Genomic DNA, 16,280 nt, shown 5'->3' on the forward strand with positions numbered 1-16,280 from the left:
CTTGAACACGGCACCTGCCGAAGGAAGACTTGGGCAGGAAGGAAGACTTGGATGGTCGGCACAAGGCCGACCATGACGGGTTTTCCGTCTCACCGGTCGTGGGTTCCGGGTTCTTCGCTCACGCAAAGCCCCGGAAAGACAAGCGTTACGCCTGCACGCCGTCGACATACCAGTCCATCTTGGAGAGCATCTCGTCGGAGGCCTTCTCGCCGGCCTTGACCCGGACCTCGCCCTTGAGATCCTTCAATTCGCCGGAGAAGGGGTGGAGCGTGCCCGCGACGATGCCCTTCTGGACCTCGTCGGCCGCCGCACGGGCGGCGGGCGTCACCGCGTCGTTATAGGGCGCGAGCTTGACGAAGCCGTCCTTGATGCCGCCCCAGACGTCGCCGGATTTCCAGCTGCCGTCCATGACCTCCTTGACGCGCTTGATGTAGTAGCCCGACCAGTCGTCGACGATCGCCGAGAGATGCGCCTTGGGCGCGAAGGCCTTCATGTCCGAGGCTTGGCCGAAGGCGAAGACGCCGCGCTGCTCGGCCGCCTGCAGGGCTGCAGCCGAGTCGGTGTGCTGGGTGATCATGTCGGCACCCTGGTCGATCAGTGCCTTGGCCGCGTCGGCCTCCTTGGCGGGGTCGTACCAGGTCGAGGCCCAGATCACCTTGGTCTTGAAGTTCGGGTTCACCTTGCGGGCGGCCAGCGTGAAAGCGTTAATGCCCATCACCACTTCCGGAATCGGGAAGGAGGCGATGTAGCCGGCCTGGCCGGTCTTCGACATATGCCCGGCGATGGTGCCGATCACGGCCCGGCCCTCATAGAAGCGGGCGTTGTAGGTCGCGACGTTCTCGGCGCGCTGATAGCCGGTCGCATGCTCGAAATGGATCTTCGGGAACTGCTTGGCCACCTGGATCGTCGGATTCATGAAGCCGAATGAGGTGGTGAAGATGATCCGGTTGCCGGCCTGAGCGAGCTGGCGGATGGCGCGCGCGGCGTCGGGCCCCTCGGCGACGTTCTCGATGAAGCTGGTCTTGATCTTGTCGCCGAACTCCTTCTCCAGCGCCTTGCGGCCCTGGTCATGCGTCCAGGTCCAGCCATGGTCGCCGACTGGCCCGACATAGATGAAGCCGACGCCGAGCGGGGCCTGCGCCAAAGCTTGCCCGCCGATCAGCGGCAGGGTCGCAGCAGCGGCGCCCGCGCCGAAATTGAACCTGCGGCGCGTGATGATGGAGGTCATGATGTGGTCTCCCCGTTTATGGTTTGCGGCGTCACGACGCCGAGAATGGCTTGCCGAGGCAGGCCGGCGCATCGAGCCGGCCGGTCTTTCGTCCTAGCGACATCATGGTCAGAACGGCAATTGTCGCAAGGTAGGGGGCCATCGCCAGAAGCTCCGGCGCGAGCCAGGTGATTCCGGCCGCCTTGGCCTGCAATTCGAGCGTCATCACCGCTCCGAACAGATAGGCCCCCAGCAGCAATCGTCCGGGCCGCCAGGCGGCGAAGACGACGAGCGCGAGCGCGATCCAGCCGCGCCCTGCGGTCAGGCGGTCGGCCCACATCGGCGTTAATGCCAGCGAGAAATAGGCTCCGCCGAGGCCGGCGAGTGCTCCCCCGAAGGCGATCGCGCCATAGCGGATGGCGATGACGGGGTAGCCGATGGCATGGGCCGAGGCGTCGTTCTCGCCGACGGCGCGCAGGACCAGCCCAGGCCGCGTCTTGCGCAGGAACAGGCTGACCGCCAGCACCAGCGCAAGCGAGAGATAGACGACGATGTCGTGGCCGAAGACGGCGCGCAGGAGTGGATGGCCCGCGAGCGCCTCGGGAAAGACCGGCCCCAGCCGCGTGATGGTGCGCCCGACGAAGCCCGCCCCGATCAGCGAGGAGGCGCCGATGCCGAAGATCGTCAGCGCCAGCCCCGTCGCGACCTGGTTGGCGGTGAGGGAGAGCGTCAGCACGGCGAAGATCATGGCGGTGGCGACGCCAGCAGCGAGCGCTGCGATGAGACCCAGCGTCGTGCTGCCGCTGCTATAGGCGACGGCGAAGCCCGCCACCGCGCCGGTGAGCATCATGCCCTCGACGCCGAGATTGAGCACGCCCGCCTTCTCGACGACGAGCTCTCCCAGCGCCGCCAGCAGGATCGGCGTCGAGGCGGCGACGAGGGTCATCAGGATCGAGATAAGGATGGCGGAGGTCATGGCGAACTGCAGGTCTTAACGAATGGGCGCGGGGAACCCCTCTCCCGGATGGGAGAGGGGCAGGGGTGAGGGTGTGCGCGAAAACACCTGAGCGCGACGATCACAGCCGGTGCTGCGGATATCGCCTGCCTCATTCGATGAGGGCGGGCCCTCACCCCTACCCCTCTCCCATCCGGGAGAGGGGATCCCGCGCCCATCCGTCTCGCCCAGTCGTGGGTTCCGGGTTCGGCCCTGCGCGAAGCCCCGGAATGACAGAGGTTGGCGGGAGCACGCATACTCATACCGCCCGCACCTTCCAGCTGATCCGGTAGCGCACCAGCACGTCGGTCGCCAGCAGCATGAACAGCAGCAGCGCCTGGAACATGCCGGTCGCGGCTTGCGGCAGCTTGACGGTCGTCTGCGCGATCTCGCCGCCGACATAGGTCGCCGCCAGCACGATGCCGCCAAAGACGATGCCGAGCGGGTTCAGCCGGCCCAGGAACGCGACGATGATCGCGGTGAAGCCGTATCCGGTCGGGAATTGCGGGGTGAGCTGGCCGAAGGGCCCGGCCGCCTCGAAGAGGCCGGCAAGGCCGGCAAGCCCGCCACCCGCCAGCAGCGTCGCCCAGGTCACCGTGTCCGAGCTGAAGCCGCCATGGCGCGCAGCGGCTGGTGCGAGGCCCACGACCTTCACCGCATAGCCCGCTGTCGTCTTTTCCATGACCAGCCAGGCGATGACGGCGATGACCAGCGCGAGCGGGATGCCGAGATGAATGAGCGAGCCTTCCGCCAGCACGGGCAGCGTCTGGTCGGGCGTGAACATCCGCGTCTGCGGGAAGTTGAAGCCGTCCGGATCCTTCCAGGGCCCGCGTACGAGGTAATACAGGCCCTGCACCGCGACATAGGTCAGCATCAGGCTGGTCAGGATCTCGCTGACCTGGAGTTTCACGCGCAGGAAGGCGGGGATCGCGGCCCAGGCCATGCCGCCAAGGATGCCGGCGAGCGCCATGGCCGGCAGGATCCACCATCCCGTCATGTCATAGGTCGCCAGCGCCACGCCGGTGCCGGCGATCGCGCCCATGATGTATTGCCCCTCCGCCCCGATATTCCAGACATTGGCGCGGAAGCCGATGGCAAGCCCCAGCGCGATCATGACGAGCGGCGCCGCCTTGACGCCGAGATCGGGCCAGCGCTGCGGCTCCAGGAACGGCGTCAGGAAGATGTCGCGCACGGCGTGGAAACCGTCATAGCCCATGGCGGTGAAGACGATCATGCCGATCAGCATGGTGAGCAGGACCGCGATCAGCGGGCTCGCATAGAGCATGAGCGAGCTTGGCTCGCGGCGGCGGCGCCATTCAAGCATGGGTTGCTCCCGTGCTTTCGCCGGCGCCATGCACGCCGCCCATCATCAGGCCGATCTCGTCGATGCCGAGGCTCGCAATGGCGCGCGGGGCGGACAGCCTGCCTTCATTGAGAACGCAAAGCCGGTCGGCGAGTTCGAGCAGTTCATCGAGGTCCTGCGAGATCACCACCACGGCCGAGCCCTTGGCGGCGAGGTCGACCAGCTCCTGCCGGATCGCGGCGGCAGCACCCGCATCGACACCCCAGGTCGGTTGCGAGACCACGAGCACGGCCGGCTGCTGGCCGATCTCGCGACCCATGATGAATTTCTGCAGGTTCCCGCCCGAGAGCGAGCGCGCCAGCGCGCCGGGGCCGGTGGTGCGCACGTCGAAGCGCTGGATCACGCTCTGGGCGAAGCGCAGCACGTCGCCGCGCGCGACGAAACCGAGCGGGGCGAGCGGCAGGCGGTGGCGTGCGGTCAGGATGCTGTTGTCGGCGAGCGAGAAATCCGGCACGGCGGCATGGCCGTTGCGTTCCTCGGGCACGCAGGCGAGGCCGGCCGCTCGGCGCTGCCCGGCGCCATGCAGTCCGATCGGCCGGCCGTCGAGCAGGATCGCGTCGGGGCTGGAGGCCAATCGCTCGCCCGAGAGCGCCGTGAGCAACTCCGACTGTCCGTTCCCGGCGACGCCGGCGATGCCGAGGATCTCGCCGGCGCGCGCATCGAAGGAGACCGCTTCGAGATCGGTGCCGAAGGGCGGCTCGCCCGCCAGCGACAGATCCTGGACGCTGAGCCGGACAGCGCCCGCGCCGGCGCCGGGCTTGTGCTCGATCTGGCGCAATTCCGCGCCGATCATCAGCTCGGCCATGCGCTTGGTGCTTTCGAGCTTGGGGTCGCAGGTCGCCACGACCCGGCCGCCGCGCAGGATCGTCGCCGCCTCGCAGAGCGCTTTGATCTCATGCAGCTTGTGCGAGATGTAGAGGATCGCGCAGCCCTCGGAAGCGATCTGGCGCAAGGTCTCGAACAAGCGCTCGACCTCCTGGGGCGTCAGCACCGAGGTCGGCTCGTCCATGATCAGCAGCTTCGGCTTCTGCAGCAGGCAGCGCACGATCTCGATGCGCTGGCGCTCGCCGACCGAGAGCGTATGCACCGCGCGCTCGGGGTCGAGCGGCAGCGAGTAACTGTCGAGGATCGCGGCGACGCGGGCCTTCAGCACCTCGCGATCGACCGCCTCGTCCAGGCCGAGCGCGATGTTCTCGATCACCGTCATCGCGTCGAACAGCGAGAAATGCTGGAACACCATGCCGATGCCGAGCCGGCGCGCGGCCTTGGGGGAGGGGATCGAGACGGTCTCGCCGTCCCAGCTGATCGTGCCCTCATCGGCATGCTGGACGCCGTAGATGATCTTGACCAGCGTCGATTTGCCGGCGCCGTTCTCGCCGAGCAGCGCGTGGATCTCGCCGGGGCGGACGCTGAGGCTGATATCCTCATTCGCTTTCACGCCGGGAAAGCTCTTGGAGATATGGGCAAGCGCCAGCCGCGGCGGCACCTCCTGCTCACGCGGCTGGTTCATGTCTGGCCCGTCTCCCCTTCGCCGGCTGCCGGTGGCCAAGCAAGCAACGCACCAGCTCGGCCGCCGTCAAGGCTGCGATCACCTCCGGGCGCTTATCGTCCACATCCGCGCCGCCGATCGGGCAGGTGAGGTGGGAGAGTGTCTCGCGCCGCCCGCCCGAGCGCAGGAAGCTGGACTCGAAACGCGCCCGCTTCGTCGCCGAGCCGATCATGCCGACATAAGACCCGTCGCTGCGTGCCAGCGCCGCTTCCGTCAGGCGGTAATCCAGCGCGTGGCTATGGGTCAGGATCACGAAGGCGCAGTCGGGCCTGGCCGCCTCGATCGCCGTGACGGGATCGGCCATTCTGATGCAGGTGATCGCAGGCGGCAGGCCGTCCATGACGCCGTCGCGGTCGTCGATCAGCATTGTAGCGAGCGGCAGGGGGGCGAGGGCATGCGCAAGCGCCCGGCCGGTATGGCCGGCGCCGAACAGGAGGACGCAGGGCCGCAGAACCGCGTCGGCCTTCTCGCTGGCAGTGAGCCTGGCGAGATCGGCCGCCGTCGCACGCTTCAGCGCGACCCGCACCCGCCCGCCGCAGCATTGGCCCATTTGCGGGCCGAGCGGGATGTCGAGTGCGCGCTGCGCTGCGCCCTCGGTCAGCATCTCGCGCGCGATGTCGATGCAGTGGAATTCGAGCTGGCCGCCGCCGATGGTACCGGCGGTGGCGTGGGCGCTGACCGCCATGGTGGCGCCGGCCTCGCGCGGGGTTGAGCCCTCGGCGGCTTCGATCTGCACCAGCACGACGCCTTCATGCAGGTGCGCATTGAGGAAGGTGGAGAGGGTCATATCGCACCCTCCATCCTGGCGACGGCGAGGCGCGGGGAACCCCTCTCCTGTAAGGAGAGGGGCAGGGGTGAGGTGTAGGCCCCTGGACCAGTGGGGTGGTTGCCCGACAGCGATACGGCGGTCAGGCCGCGGCCAAAGCGTCCAATGGCCGACCCCTCACCCTGCCCTCTCCCTACGGGAGAGGGTTCCCCGCGCATGGATCGGCAAGTGGTCGGCGTCATATCCCGCCCTCCGCCTTGACCCGCTCCACCGCCGCCAGCACGCGCTCGGGCGTCGCCGGCGCATCGAGCCTCGGACAGACACGATGCCCTCCGACGCTCGCCACCGCATCGGACAGCGCGTGCAGCACCGAGATCGCCAGCATCAGCGGCGGCTCGCCCACCGCCTTGGAGCGGTGGATCGTCGGCTCGCGATTGGGCGCGTTGTCCAGAAGATCGACATTGAAGATGCGCGGCCGGTCCGACGCCACGGGGATCTTGTAGGTCGAGGGCGCATGGGTCTTGAGCCGGCCCTTTTCGTCCCAGACCAGCTCCTCCGTAGTGAGCCAGCCCATGCCCTGGATGAAGCCGCCCTCGATCTGGCCCTTGTCGATCGCCGGGTTCAGCGATGTCCCGCAATCATGCAGGATGTCGACCCGCTCGACCTTGTATTCGCCGGTCAGCGTGTCGATCGCGACCTCGGCGGCCGCCGCGCCATAGGCGAAGTAATAGAACGGGTGGCCGCGCCCGGCCTTGCGGTCCCAATGGATTTTTGGCGTCGCGTAGAAGCCGGTGGCGGAGAGCTGGACTCGGGCCATATAGGCGGCCTGGACGAGCTCGGCGAAGGCGATCTCGCGCGCGCCGATCTGCACGCGGCCGGGCAGGAACGCGATGGCCGCGGGCTCCTCCTGCCAATGCTTGGCCACAAAGGCGATAAGCCGCGCCTTGATCGTCTCGCAGGCGTCGAGCGCCGCCATGCCGTTGAGGTCGGAGCCCGAGGAGGCGGCGGTGGCGGAGGTGTTGGGCACCTTGCCGGTCGTGGTCGCGGTGATCTTGATCTGGTCCAGTCCGATGCCGAAGGCATGGCCCACGACCTGCGCCACCTTCACATGCAGCCCCTGGCCCATTTCGGTGCCGCCATGGTTCAGCATGACGGTGCCGTCAGTATAGATATGCACCAGCGCGCCGGCCTGATTGTACCAGGTCGCGGTGAAGGAGATGCCGAATTTGACGGGGGTCAGGGCGAGGCCGCGCTTGATGATGGGGCTTGCCGCATTGAAGGCGCGGATCGCCTCCTGCCGTGCCTTGTAGTCGCAGCGCCGTTCGAGCTCCGCGATGACTTCGCCGCCGATCATGTCCTCGACGGTCTGGTGATAGGGCGTGATGTCCCGGCCAGGCCCTTCATTGGAGGAACTGCCGCCATAGAGATTGCGTCGGCGCACTTCCAGCGGGTCGAGCCCGGTCGCGAAGGCGACCTCCTCGATGAAACGCTCGGCCCCGACCATGCCTTGCGGCCCGCCGAAGCCGCGGAAGGCGGTGTTCGAGACGGTGTTGGTGCGCAAGGGCTCGGAGCGGGCGCGGACCGCCGGGTAGAAATAGCAATTATCCATGTGGAACAGCGCCCGGTCGGTCACCGGGCCCGACAGGTCCGCGTTCCAGCCGCAGCGCGCGGCATAGACCGTGTCGACCGCCAGGATATGGCCGTCATCGTCGAAGCCGATCTCGTAATCGCAGACGAAATCATGGCGCTTGCCGGTGATGACCATATCGTCGTCGCGGTCGGGCCTGAGCTTCACCGGCCGCCTGAGCTTGCGGGCAGCGAGCGCGGCGACGCAGGCGAAGAGATTGGCCTGCGTCTCCTTGCCGCCAAAGCCGCCGCCCATGCGCCGGATCTCGACGGTGACCGCATGCGAGCCGACGCCGAGCACCTGCGCGACCATGTGCTGGACTTCGCTGGGGTGCTGCGTCGAGGAGGCGACGAACATGTCCTCGTCTTCGCCGGGAATGGCGAGCGCGATCTGGCTTTCCAGGTAGAAATGATCCTGCCCGCCGATCGCCACCGAGCCCTTCAGGCGGCGCGGGCTCGCGGCAAGCGCGCCTGCGACATCGCCGCGTTCGAGCTTGAGCGGGTCGGTGACGAGCTCTCCGCCATGGGCGCGGGCGGCGGCGACGTCGAGGAGCGGCGCGGTCTCCTGATACTCCGCCTTGGCGAGCAGGGCGGCGCGCCGCGCCTGATCGCGCGTTTCGGCGACGACTGCGAAAAGCGGCTGGCCGTGATGCAGCACCATATCCGTCGCGAAGACCGGCTCGTCATGGCGATGCGTCGAGGAGATGTCGTTCTGGCCCGGAATATCCGTGGCCGTCAGCACGCAGAGTACGCCGGGCGCGGCGCGGACGGGCTCCAGATCGAGCGCGATCAATCGGCCATGGGCGATCTCGCTCAGGCCGAGGCAGGCATGGACCAGGCCGGCGGGCTCGGGGATGTCGTCGATATAAACAGCCTCGCCGGCGACATGCTTGCTGGCGGAATCATGCGGCCGTGCCGCGCCGGCCGGCCCGGTCGCGCTCTCGGGATCGAGCCGCTTGCGCGCGTCAGCCATGGTCGGCCTCCGCCAAGAGCCCGGCGACGCGTGTGGCCGTCCCGGTTTGCGTCGTCTCGATCAGGAATCGCCGCAGCAGATTGCCGGCAACCTTGAGGCGGTATCCCGCCGAAGCGCGCATGTCGCTGAGCGGCTGGAAATCGTTCGCCAAGGCGGAGATGGCGTCAGAGACAGCCATCTCGTCCCATGTGCGCCCCGTCAGCGCAGCCTCGGCGGCCTTCGCGCGCTTGGGGATGCCGGCCATGGCGCCATAGGCGAGGCGCGCTTGGCTGATCCGCCCAGTGGCGTCGCGCTGCAGGAAGAAGGCGCCGCAGACGGCCGAGATGTCCTCGTCGAAGCGTTTCGAGATCTTGGAGACGTGGAAGAGTGCGTCTGTCGGCAGCTTCGGCACCAGGACCGCCTCGACGAACTCGCCCGGCCGCCGATCCTGCTTGCGGTAATCGAGGAAGAAGTCTTCGAGAGGGATGGTGCGGCGCTGGAGTGCTCCTGTCTCCTCCGTCATCGCGAGCGTAGCGAAGCGATCCAGGGGGGCTCGCTCGACGTCCCCCTGGATTGCTTCGTCGCTGCGCTCCTCGCAATGACGGCGCGCCAGCACCAGCCGCGCGCCGAGCGCGATCAGCGCCGGCGGCAGGTCGCCGATCGGCGAGCCATTGGCGATGTTGCCGCCGATCGTGCCGGCATTGCGGACCTGCTCGCCGCCGAAGCGCCGCATCAATTCGTCGAGCTGCGGCGACAAACCCGCCAGCGCCTTGCGCAGATCGACATGAGTGACCATCGCGCCGATGCGCAGATGGTCTCCCTCATCCGCGATGTCGCGCAGCGCCTCGATCCGGCCGAGCGAGATCACGGGGGAGAGCCGCTGCATGCCCTTGGTCACCCAGAGCCCGACATCGGTCGCGCCGGCGACCAGCGTCGCATCGGGGTGGGTGAGCATGAGTTCGCCGAGGGCGTCGATGCTTGCAGGCGCGTAGAAGCGGCTATCCCTGTTGCCGAGCGCCAGCGTCGCCTGGTCCTGGAGCGCGCCGAGCTTGCTTGCGACCTGCGGCCGGTCCGTCGCGAAACGGTCCTGCGAGCGCTGGCCTGGCCCATACATGCGCTGCGCCGCGGCGATGATCGGTTCATAGCCGGTGCAGCGGCATAGGTTCCCCGCCAGCGCATCCTCGATGCGCGTCACGGCGGGCGCATCCTCGTTCAGCCAGAGCGCGAACAGTGACATCACGAAGCCCGGCGTGCAGAAGCCGCATTGCGAGCCATGGCAGTCGACCAGCGCCTGCTGGACCGGGTGGAGCGCGCCGTCCTCGCCCTTCAGATGCTCCACGGTGAGCAATTGGCAGCCGTCCAGCGTCGGCAGGAAGCGGATGCAGGCGTTGATCGCCTCATAGCGCAAGGCGCCCCGGTCGAGCCGCCCGATGACGACAGTGCAGGCGCCGCAATCACCCTCGGCACAGCCTTCCTTGCTGCCGGTCAGGCGCCGGTCGAGGCGCAGCCAATCGAGCACGGTCAGCGTCGGATCGCAGGATGCGATCTCGACCAGCCTGTCGCCGAGGAGGAAGCGCAAGCGATCACGCATCGGCGCCTCCCACGATCCATGCAATCCCCACGCGGGCCATCCCGGGCGACCGGAGGGAGACCCGGGATCCGTGCCTGAGCCTGTCCCGCTGATGCTCCGGAATGGGTCCCGGATCTCCGCGGAGTTTATCCTTGGGCCGATCGAAGATCGGACCCGAGGGCTGCGTCCGGGACGACGGCGCAGATTTCGGATACGGAAACGGATTGTCGGGCAGCGTTGGGACCCAAATCATGCCCTCAGATTAGGCATGATCGCTGCTTGGCCGAAAGCTTTGATTTGGTGCAGATATGACCTGAATTTGAGCCGGAGCCTCAACCAGTGACCGAAATGAAAGCCATCCGGGCGCTGCGCGGCCGCCTGCTCTGGTTCGTCGACGATCCCGAGACCGCGGGTGACGCCGCCCATCGCTATGTCGAGGACGGGCTGCTGGTCATCTCCAATGGCGTGATCGCGGCTGTGGGCGAGGCCGCCGCGCTGTTGCCGGGGCTGCCGGCCGGGGCGGAGATCACCGACCATCGCCCGCATCTGATCATGCCTGGCTTCATCGACGCGCATCTTCACATGCCGCAGACGCAGGTGATCGCCTCCTATGGCGCGCAATTGATGGAGTGGCTCAACAAATACACCTTCGTCGAGGAGCAGAAATGCGGGCAGCAGGGCCATCCCGAAAAGCTCGCGCGCTTCTTCCTCGATGAATTGCTGGCGAACGGCACGACGACGGCGGTGGTCTATTGCTCGGTCCACCCGCAATCGGTTGAAGCGCTGTTCCTGGAATCCGAGCGCCGCAACACCCGCATGGTCGCTGGCAAGGTGATGATGGACCGCAATGCGCCCGATGCCCTGATCGATACGGCCGGGAGCAGCTATGCCGATTCCAAGGCGCTGATCGCGCGCTGGCACGGCAAGGGCCGGCAACTTTACGCCATTACGCCGCGCTTCGCGATCACCTCGACGCCCGAGCAATTGGCGGCTGCGGGGCGGCTGGCGGCGGAGCATCCCGACTGCCATGTCCAGACCCATATCAACGAGAACCAGGGTGAGATCGCCTTCACCCGCGAATTGTTCCCGGATGCGCCCGACTATGCCGGCGTCTACGAACAATACGGCCTGCTCGGCCCCCGGAGCCTGATGGGCCATTGCATCCACATGACCAAACGCGAATGGCGCGCCTTTGCGCAAGCCCGGGCGGTCGCGGTGTTCTGCCCGACCTCGAACCTCTTCCTGGGCTCGGGGTTGTTCGACTGGGCGCGCGCCAAGCGCGAGGGCGTGCCGGTCGCGGTCGCGACCGATATCGGCGGCGGCACCTCCTATTCGATGCTGCGGACGATGTCGGAGGCCTACAAGGTGCTGCAATTGCAGGGGCAGTCGCTCCAGGCCCTCACGGCGCTTCATGCGATCACGCGCGGCAATGCAGTCGCGCTCAAGCTCGACCATCTGATCGGTTCGCTCGAGCCGGGCCATGAGGCGGATGTCGTGGTGCTCGACCCCGCTGCGACGCGGGCGATGGCGCACCGGCTGGAGACGGCGCGCGATCTCACTGAGGAGCTCTTCGTGCTGGTCACGCTCGGCGACGAGCGCAATGTCGCCGCGACCTATGTGATGGGGGAGCGGGTGACGCCGACGTGACTCCCTCTCCCGAAGGGCTACGGCATTCACACATCTCCATCGGAGCCGATTTCATGTTCGAAAATTGCGTGAACAAGGCCATCTCGATTCCAATTGGAATCGAGATGGCCCGCTGCGGATTCCATTTGGAATCCCCAAAGGGCTCGAAACACGATGTGTGCATGCGGTAGCCCGAAGGGAGAGGGCTGGGGTGAGGGGTCGGCCGTTTGACGCTTTGGCCGTGACCTCACCGCTGCTCCATCGTCATTGCGAGCGCAGCGAAGCAATCCAGGAGGGCTCGCTCTACGTCCCCTGGATTGCTTCGCTGCGCTCGCAATGACGGCAGGGTGTCATGCAACTGGTCGAGGGGGCTACACCTCACTCCTGCCCCCTCTCACTGATCCCGGCCCCGCCCGTATTCAACAAACTCGGAGATTGTTGAACACAGGATGCGCCGGAGCCGTTCTCACCCCAGAACGCCGCCCTTCCTGGCGAAATCGACATAGATCTCGCGCAGGCGCAGCGTCGTCGGGCCCGGCGCGCCGTTATGGATGGTGTGGCCGTCGAGCGAGGTCACCGGCATGACGAAGGCCGTCGCGGAGGTGATGAAGGCCTCCTCGGCGTCGAGCGCCTCCTCAAGGGTGAAGGTCCGCTCCTCGAAGGTGAAGTCGGTCTCGGCCAGGAAGGCGAGCACGGCCTTGCGCGTGATGCCGGGCAGCACCTTGTTGGAGAGCGGGCGCGAGATCAGCGTCTTGCCCTTGACGATCCAGGCGGTTGCCGAGGCGCCCTCGGTGACGACGCCGTTCTCGACCAGCCAGGCATCATTGGCGCCCTGCTCGGCGGCGAATTGCTTGGCCAGCACCTGGCCGAGCAGGCCGACGCTCTTGATGTCACGCCGTTCCCAGCGCAGATCCGGGAAGGTCACGACCTTGATGCCGGTCTTCACGGTCGGCGCATTCACATAATTACGGGCCTGGGTGAACAGCACCAGCGTCGGCTTGATGTCCTTGGGGAAGGCGAAGTCGCGGTCGGCGGCGCCGCGCGTGACCTGCAGATAGACGCCGCCCTCGTCGAGGGCGTTGCGCTTGATCATTTCCTCATGGATCGCGACCAGTTCGGCGCGCGACCAGGGCAGGGGCAGGTTGATCTCGCCGCAGGAGCGCTCGAGCCGGGCCAGATGCGCCTCGCAATCGACGAGCTTGCCGCCGAGCACGGCCGAGACCTCGTAGATGCCGTCGGCGAAGATGAAACCGCGATCGAAGACCGAGATCTTCGCCTCTTCCTCGGGGATGTATTCGCCATTGACGTAGACGATGCGGCTCATGGGGCAGACTCTTGGATCGGAGGGCTTGGGGGATAGCGCTCTTTCCTAGAGCCGGATGATTTCAGATGGAATCACAAAGTGATCCCACCTGAAATCTGAATCCGGCTCTCATCTAAGAGCGAGAGCAGGATCGATTGCGAAAAACCGGTTCCCACTTTTTCGTATCCTGCTCTGGCCGAGGCTTTCCGACTAGGCGAGCCTCAAAGCCGGCTTGCGGATCAGCGCGGCGCGCAACACTGTGCCCGCGCCGCGAGAGTAGGATGCGTTGCAGCTGAGGCGGCCGAGCTGAAGTGAAGGAAGCCCGCATGAACCGTCCCCTCGTCATCGTCCTCGACGACAGCCAGCATGTCGCCCGGCAATGCGCCGACTGGTCCGGGCTGGAGGCCAGGGCCGAAGTTCGTTTCCTGAGCGAGGCTTTCACCAGCGAGGAGGCGGTCGCGGCTGCGCTGGTCGACGCCGAGATCATCATCCCGACGCGCGAGCGCACGGTCTTCGGCGCCTCCTTGATCGGCCGCTTGCCGAAGCTCAGGCTCCTGGCGCTAACGGGCGGACGCGCCCAGACGCTCGATCTCGCCGCCTGCACGGCGGCGGGCGTGATCGTCAGCAACACCGGCGGAAAACATGTCGGCGCGGCAACCGCCGAACTCGCCTTCGCGCTGATCCTCGCCAATGCCCGCAACCTGCCGCAGGCCGATGCGCTGATGCGGGCCGGCGGCTGGCATGAGGGCCTGCCGCTGGGAGATGTCGTCGCCGGCAAGCGGCTCGGCATCGTCGGTCTCGGCAAGCTCGGCCAGCGCGTGGCGCGTTATGCCAAGGCCTTCGACATGGAGGTCGTCGCCTGGAGCCAGAACCTGACCGCTGAGGCCGCCGCAGCGGCAGGCGTAGCCTATGTCGGGAAGGATGAATTGTTCGCGACCTCGGACGTGGTCTCGCTGCATCTCGTCCTGTCCGAGCGCACGCGCGGCATCGTCGGCGGGGCCGAGCTTGCCGCGATGAAGCGCGGCGCCTGCCTGGTGAACACGGCGCGCGGGCCGCTGGTCGACGAGGCCGCCCTGCTGGAGCATCTGCGCAAGGGCGCGATCAAAGCCGCGCTCGACGTCTACGATCAGGAGCCGCTGCCGCGCGAGCACCCGCTGCGGAGCTTGCCCAATGTCGTGCTGACGCCGCATCAGGGCTATTCCGCCGCGCCGGTCCTCGCCGAGTACTATGGCGAGAGCATCGAGAACGCGTTCGCCTTCCTCGCCGGCAAGCCCAGCCGGGTGATGAACCCGGAGGTTTTGGAGGGGCGCGGGGCCTGAAACACCTAGTCCTTGCGAGGAGGCGAAGCCGACGAAGCAATCCAGGGGGCGTCGAGCGCGATGCTGGATTGCTTCGCTCTGCTCGCAATGACGGTTGGTGCAGCCGCTAGCCCTTGATCGAAGCCGCGATCAGCCGGCGCGTGTAATCCTCCTGCGGCGCCTCGAAGATCGCTTCCGTCGGCCCGCTTTCGACGACGCGGCCGTCCTTCATCACCATGATCCAGTCCGCCATGGCGCGGATCACGCCGAGGTCGTGGCTGATGAAGAGATAGGAGAGGGCGTGCCGGGCCTGCATGTCCTTGAGCAGCGCGACGATGCTCTTCTGCACGGTGCGGTCGAGCGCCGAGGTCGGCTCGTCCAGCACGACGAGCTTGGGATGCAGGATCATGGCGCGGGCGATCGCGATGCGCTGGCGCTGGCCGCCTGAGAATTCATGCGGGTAGCGATTGCGCAAGGCGGGCTCGAGCGAGACCTCGGCCAGGGCCTGCGCGGCGCGGATGTCGCGCTCGGCGCGCGTCAGATGAGGCGCATGCACGAGCAGGCCCTCGCTGACGATCTCGCCGACCGTCAGGCGCGGCGAGAGCGAACCGAACGGGTCCTGGAAGACGACCTGAAGGCTGCTGCGCAAGGGCCGCATCGCGGCGCGGTCGAGCGGCGCGAGGGCGCGATCCTCGAAGCGGATCGTGCCAGCCGACGGCACGAGCTTCAGCACCGCCTTGCCGAGCGTCGACTTGCCGGAGCCGGATTCGCCGACGATGCCGATGGTCTGACCGCGCCTGAGCGTCAGGTCGACGCCGTCCACGGCATGGAGCAGGGCGGTCTCGCGCTGCAAGAAGCCGCGCGACAGATCATAGCTGACGCGCAGATCCCGCGCTGCGAGCAGGATGGGCGCATCGTCGCGCGGCGGCGGCTTGCGGCCTTCCGGCTCGGCTGCGAGCAGCATCCGGGTATAGGGATGCGCGGGTGCGCTGATGATCTGCCGCTTCGTTCCGCTCTCGACGACCTCGCCCGCCTTCATCACATAGACGCGCTCGGCATGCTGGCGCACGAGGCCGAGGTCATGGGTGATCAGGATCACGGCCATGCCGAGACGCTGGCGCAGCTCGGCGATCAGCGCCAGGATCTCCGCCTCGATGGTGACGTCGAGCGCCGTCGTCGGCTCGTCGGCGATCAGGATGTCGGGGTCGTTGGCCAGCGCCATCGCGATCATCACGCGCTGGCGCTGCCCGCCGGAGAGCTCGTGCGGGTAGGATGAGAGCCTGGCCTCGGGCCGCGGCATCCTGACCAGTTCGAGCAGTTCGAGTGCCCTGGCGCGTGCCGCCTTGCGCGACAGGCCCTGATGCTTGCGCAAGGGGGCGGCGATCTGCGCACCGATCCGGAACAGCGGATCGAGCGAGGTCATCGGCTCCTGGAAGATCATCGCGAGCCTGCGGCCGCGATAGGCGTTGAGCGCGGCCGGCTTGAGGCCGAGCAGTTCCGCGCCGCGATAGCGGATCGAGCCCGTCGCCTCGCCATTCCCGGCGAGCAGGCCCATGGCGGCCATGACGCTCTGGCTCTTGCCCGAGCCGGATTCACCGACGATCGCGACGAATTCCCCGGCGCCGACATCGAGATCGACGCCGCGCACGGCCTCGACCATGCCGTCATTGGTGCGGAAGCGGATGCGCAGGTCGCGGATCGAAAGGATGGGATCGCCAGTCGTCATCCTAGCTGCGCCCCAATGTGAAAGAGGCGCGGGGAACCCTCTCCCGGAGGGAGAGGGCAGGGTGAGGGGTCGGCCGTTTGACGATTTGGCTGTGGCCTCGCCGCTGCTCCATCGTCATTGCGAGCGCAGCGAAGCAATCCAGGAGGGCTCGCTCTACGTCCCCTGGATTGCTTCGCTGCGCTCGCAATGACGGCAAGGTCGTCACACGACTGGTCAAACGGCCTACACCTCACCCCTGCCCCTCTCACTGAACCCGGGTATACCCGGGGTTCAGCACTTTGAGTGTCGAAGTCGGGTAGA

Annotated in this window: 11 protein-coding genes; 2 read left to right on the forward strand and 9 right to left on the reverse strand. The window is 67.1% G+C overall.

All coding sequences use genetic code 11. The features are described from left to right. Window positions 1-145 precede the first annotated feature (145 nt). The 7 genes from BMZ97_RS25680 to BMZ97_RS25710 all read right to left on the reverse strand — a co-directional run bounded on the left by BMZ97_RS25680 (window position 146) and on the right by BMZ97_RS25710 (window position 10,048). The gene (locus BMZ97_RS25680; protein WP_092176613.1) at window positions 146-1,228 is read right to left on the reverse strand and encodes a BMP family ABC transporter substrate-binding protein; all 1,083 of its coding nucleotides are present in this window, start codon (window positions 1,226-1,228) and stop codon (window positions 146-148) included. Between the two features lie 31 nt (window positions 1,229-1,259). Continuing rightward, window positions 1,260-2,183, reverse strand: coding sequence for an ABC transporter permease (locus BMZ97_RS25685; RefSeq protein ID WP_092176616.1), 924 nt, complete (start codon window positions 2,181-2,183; stop codon window positions 1,260-1,262). Between the two features lie 277 nt (window positions 2,184-2,460). After that, the gene (locus BMZ97_RS25690) at window positions 2,461-3,525 is read right to left on the reverse strand and encodes an ABC transporter permease (RefSeq protein ID WP_092176619.1); all 1,065 of its coding nucleotides are present in this window, start codon (window positions 3,523-3,525) and stop codon (window positions 2,461-2,463) included. Beyond that, window positions 3,518-5,074 carry an ABC transporter ATP-binding protein gene (locus tag BMZ97_RS25695; RefSeq protein ID WP_092176621.1) on the reverse strand — a complete coding sequence of 519 codons (1,557 nt, stop codon included), beginning with the start codon at window positions 5,072-5,074 and terminating at the stop codon, window positions 3,518-3,520. Before BMZ97_RS25695 ends, BMZ97_RS25690 begins: the two co-directional genes overlap by 8 nt. Beyond that, the gene (gene xdhC / locus BMZ97_RS25700; RefSeq protein WP_092176624.1) at window positions 5,058-5,900 is read right to left on the reverse strand and encodes a xanthine dehydrogenase accessory protein XdhC; all 843 of its coding nucleotides are present in this window, start codon (window positions 5,898-5,900) and stop codon (window positions 5,058-5,060) included. The genes BMZ97_RS25695 and xdhC overlap by 17 nt, the downstream gene beginning before the upstream one ends. Window positions 5,901-6,117: 217 nt before the next feature. After that, window positions 6,118-8,478 carry a xanthine dehydrogenase molybdopterin binding subunit gene (gene xdhB / locus BMZ97_RS25705; protein ID WP_092176626.1) on the reverse strand — a complete coding sequence of 787 codons (2,361 nt, stop codon included), beginning with the start codon at window positions 8,476-8,478 and terminating at the stop codon, window positions 6,118-6,120. Further along, window positions 8,471-10,048, reverse strand: a complete 1,578-nt coding sequence (locus tag BMZ97_RS25710) for a xanthine dehydrogenase small subunit (RefSeq protein WP_092176629.1) — start codon at window positions 10,046-10,048, stop codon at window positions 8,471-8,473. Before BMZ97_RS25710 ends, xdhB begins: the two co-directional genes overlap by 8 nt. Window positions 10,049-10,375: 327 nt before the next feature. Between BMZ97_RS25710 and guaD the strand changes: the two genes are divergently transcribed. Continuing rightward, a complete protein-coding gene (guaD, locus tag BMZ97_RS25715; RefSeq protein WP_092176631.1) occupies window positions 10,376-11,674 on the forward strand; it encodes a guanine deaminase in 1,299 nt (432 codons plus the stop codon). Window positions 11,675-12,119: 445 nt separating this feature from the next. On the opposite strand, the gene BMZ97_RS25720 is transcribed toward guaD, so the two are convergent. After that, the gene (locus tag BMZ97_RS25720) at window positions 12,120-12,977 is read right to left on the reverse strand and encodes a D-amino-acid transaminase (RefSeq protein ID WP_092176634.1); all 858 of its coding nucleotides are present in this window, start codon (window positions 12,975-12,977) and stop codon (window positions 12,120-12,122) included. 305 nt (window positions 12,978-13,282) lie between these two features. Here BMZ97_RS25720 and BMZ97_RS25725 point away from each other — a divergent pair, with 305 nt between their 5' ends. Then, window positions 13,283-14,275 (forward strand): D-2-hydroxyacid dehydrogenase family protein, encoded by a 993-nt coding sequence (locus BMZ97_RS25725; RefSeq protein ID WP_092176636.1) that lies wholly within the window; start codon window positions 13,283-13,285, stop codon window positions 14,273-14,275. A 106-nt stretch (window positions 14,276-14,381) separates the two neighbouring features. Here the strand turns inward: BMZ97_RS25725 and BMZ97_RS25730 are convergent, their stop codons facing one another. After that, the gene (locus BMZ97_RS25730; protein WP_092176639.1) at window positions 14,382-15,980 is read right to left on the reverse strand and encodes an ABC transporter ATP-binding protein; all 1,599 of its coding nucleotides are present in this window, start codon (window positions 15,978-15,980) and stop codon (window positions 14,382-14,384) included. Window positions 15,981-16,280: the final 300 nt, after the last annotated feature.

The sequence above is a fragment of the Allobosea sp. OK403 genome (genome assembly GCF_900113835.1).
In the GTDB taxonomy this organism is placed as follows: Bacteria; Pseudomonadota; Alphaproteobacteria; order Rhizobiales; family Beijerinckiaceae; genus Allobosea.

Coding starts and splice junctions, on each gene's coding strand:
- BMZ97_RS25695 (WP_092176621.1), bottom strand. CDS start 5,074: ATGAACCAGCCGCGTGAGCAGGAGGTGCCGCCGCGGCTGGCGCTTGCC.
- BMZ97_RS25730 (WP_092176639.1), bottom strand. CDS start 15,980: ATGACGACTGGCGATCCCATCCTTTCGATCCGCGACCTGCGCATCCGC.
- xdhC (WP_092176624.1), bottom strand. CDS start 5,900: ATGACCCTCTCCACCTTCCTCAATGCGCACCTGCATGAAGGCGTCGTG.
- BMZ97_RS25680 (WP_092176613.1), bottom strand. CDS start 1,228: ATGACCTCCATCATCACGCGCCGCAGGTTCAATTTCGGCGCGGGCGCC.
- BMZ97_RS25725 (WP_092176636.1), top strand. CDS start 13,283: ATGAACCGTCCCCTCGTCATCGTCCTCGACGACAGCCAGCATGTCGCC.
- BMZ97_RS25685 (WP_092176616.1), bottom strand. CDS start 2,183: ATGACCTCCGCCATCCTTATCTCGATCCTGATGACCCTCGTCGCCGCC.
- BMZ97_RS25720 (WP_092176634.1), bottom strand. CDS start 12,977: ATGAGCCGCATCGTCTACGTCAATGGCGAATACATCCCCGAGGAAGAG.
- guaD (WP_092176631.1), top strand. CDS start 10,376: ATGAAAGCCATCCGGGCGCTGCGCGGCCGCCTGCTCTGGTTCGTCGAC.
- BMZ97_RS25690 (WP_092176619.1), bottom strand. CDS start 3,525: ATGCTTGAATGGCGCCGCCGCCGCGAGCCAAGCTCGCTCATGCTCTAT.
- BMZ97_RS25710 (WP_092176629.1), bottom strand. CDS start 10,048: ATGCGTGATCGCTTGCGCTTCCTCCTCGGCGACAGGCTGGTCGAGATC.
- xdhB (WP_092176626.1), bottom strand. CDS start 8,478: ATGGCTGACGCGCGCAAGCGGCTCGATCCCGAGAGCGCGACCGGGCCG.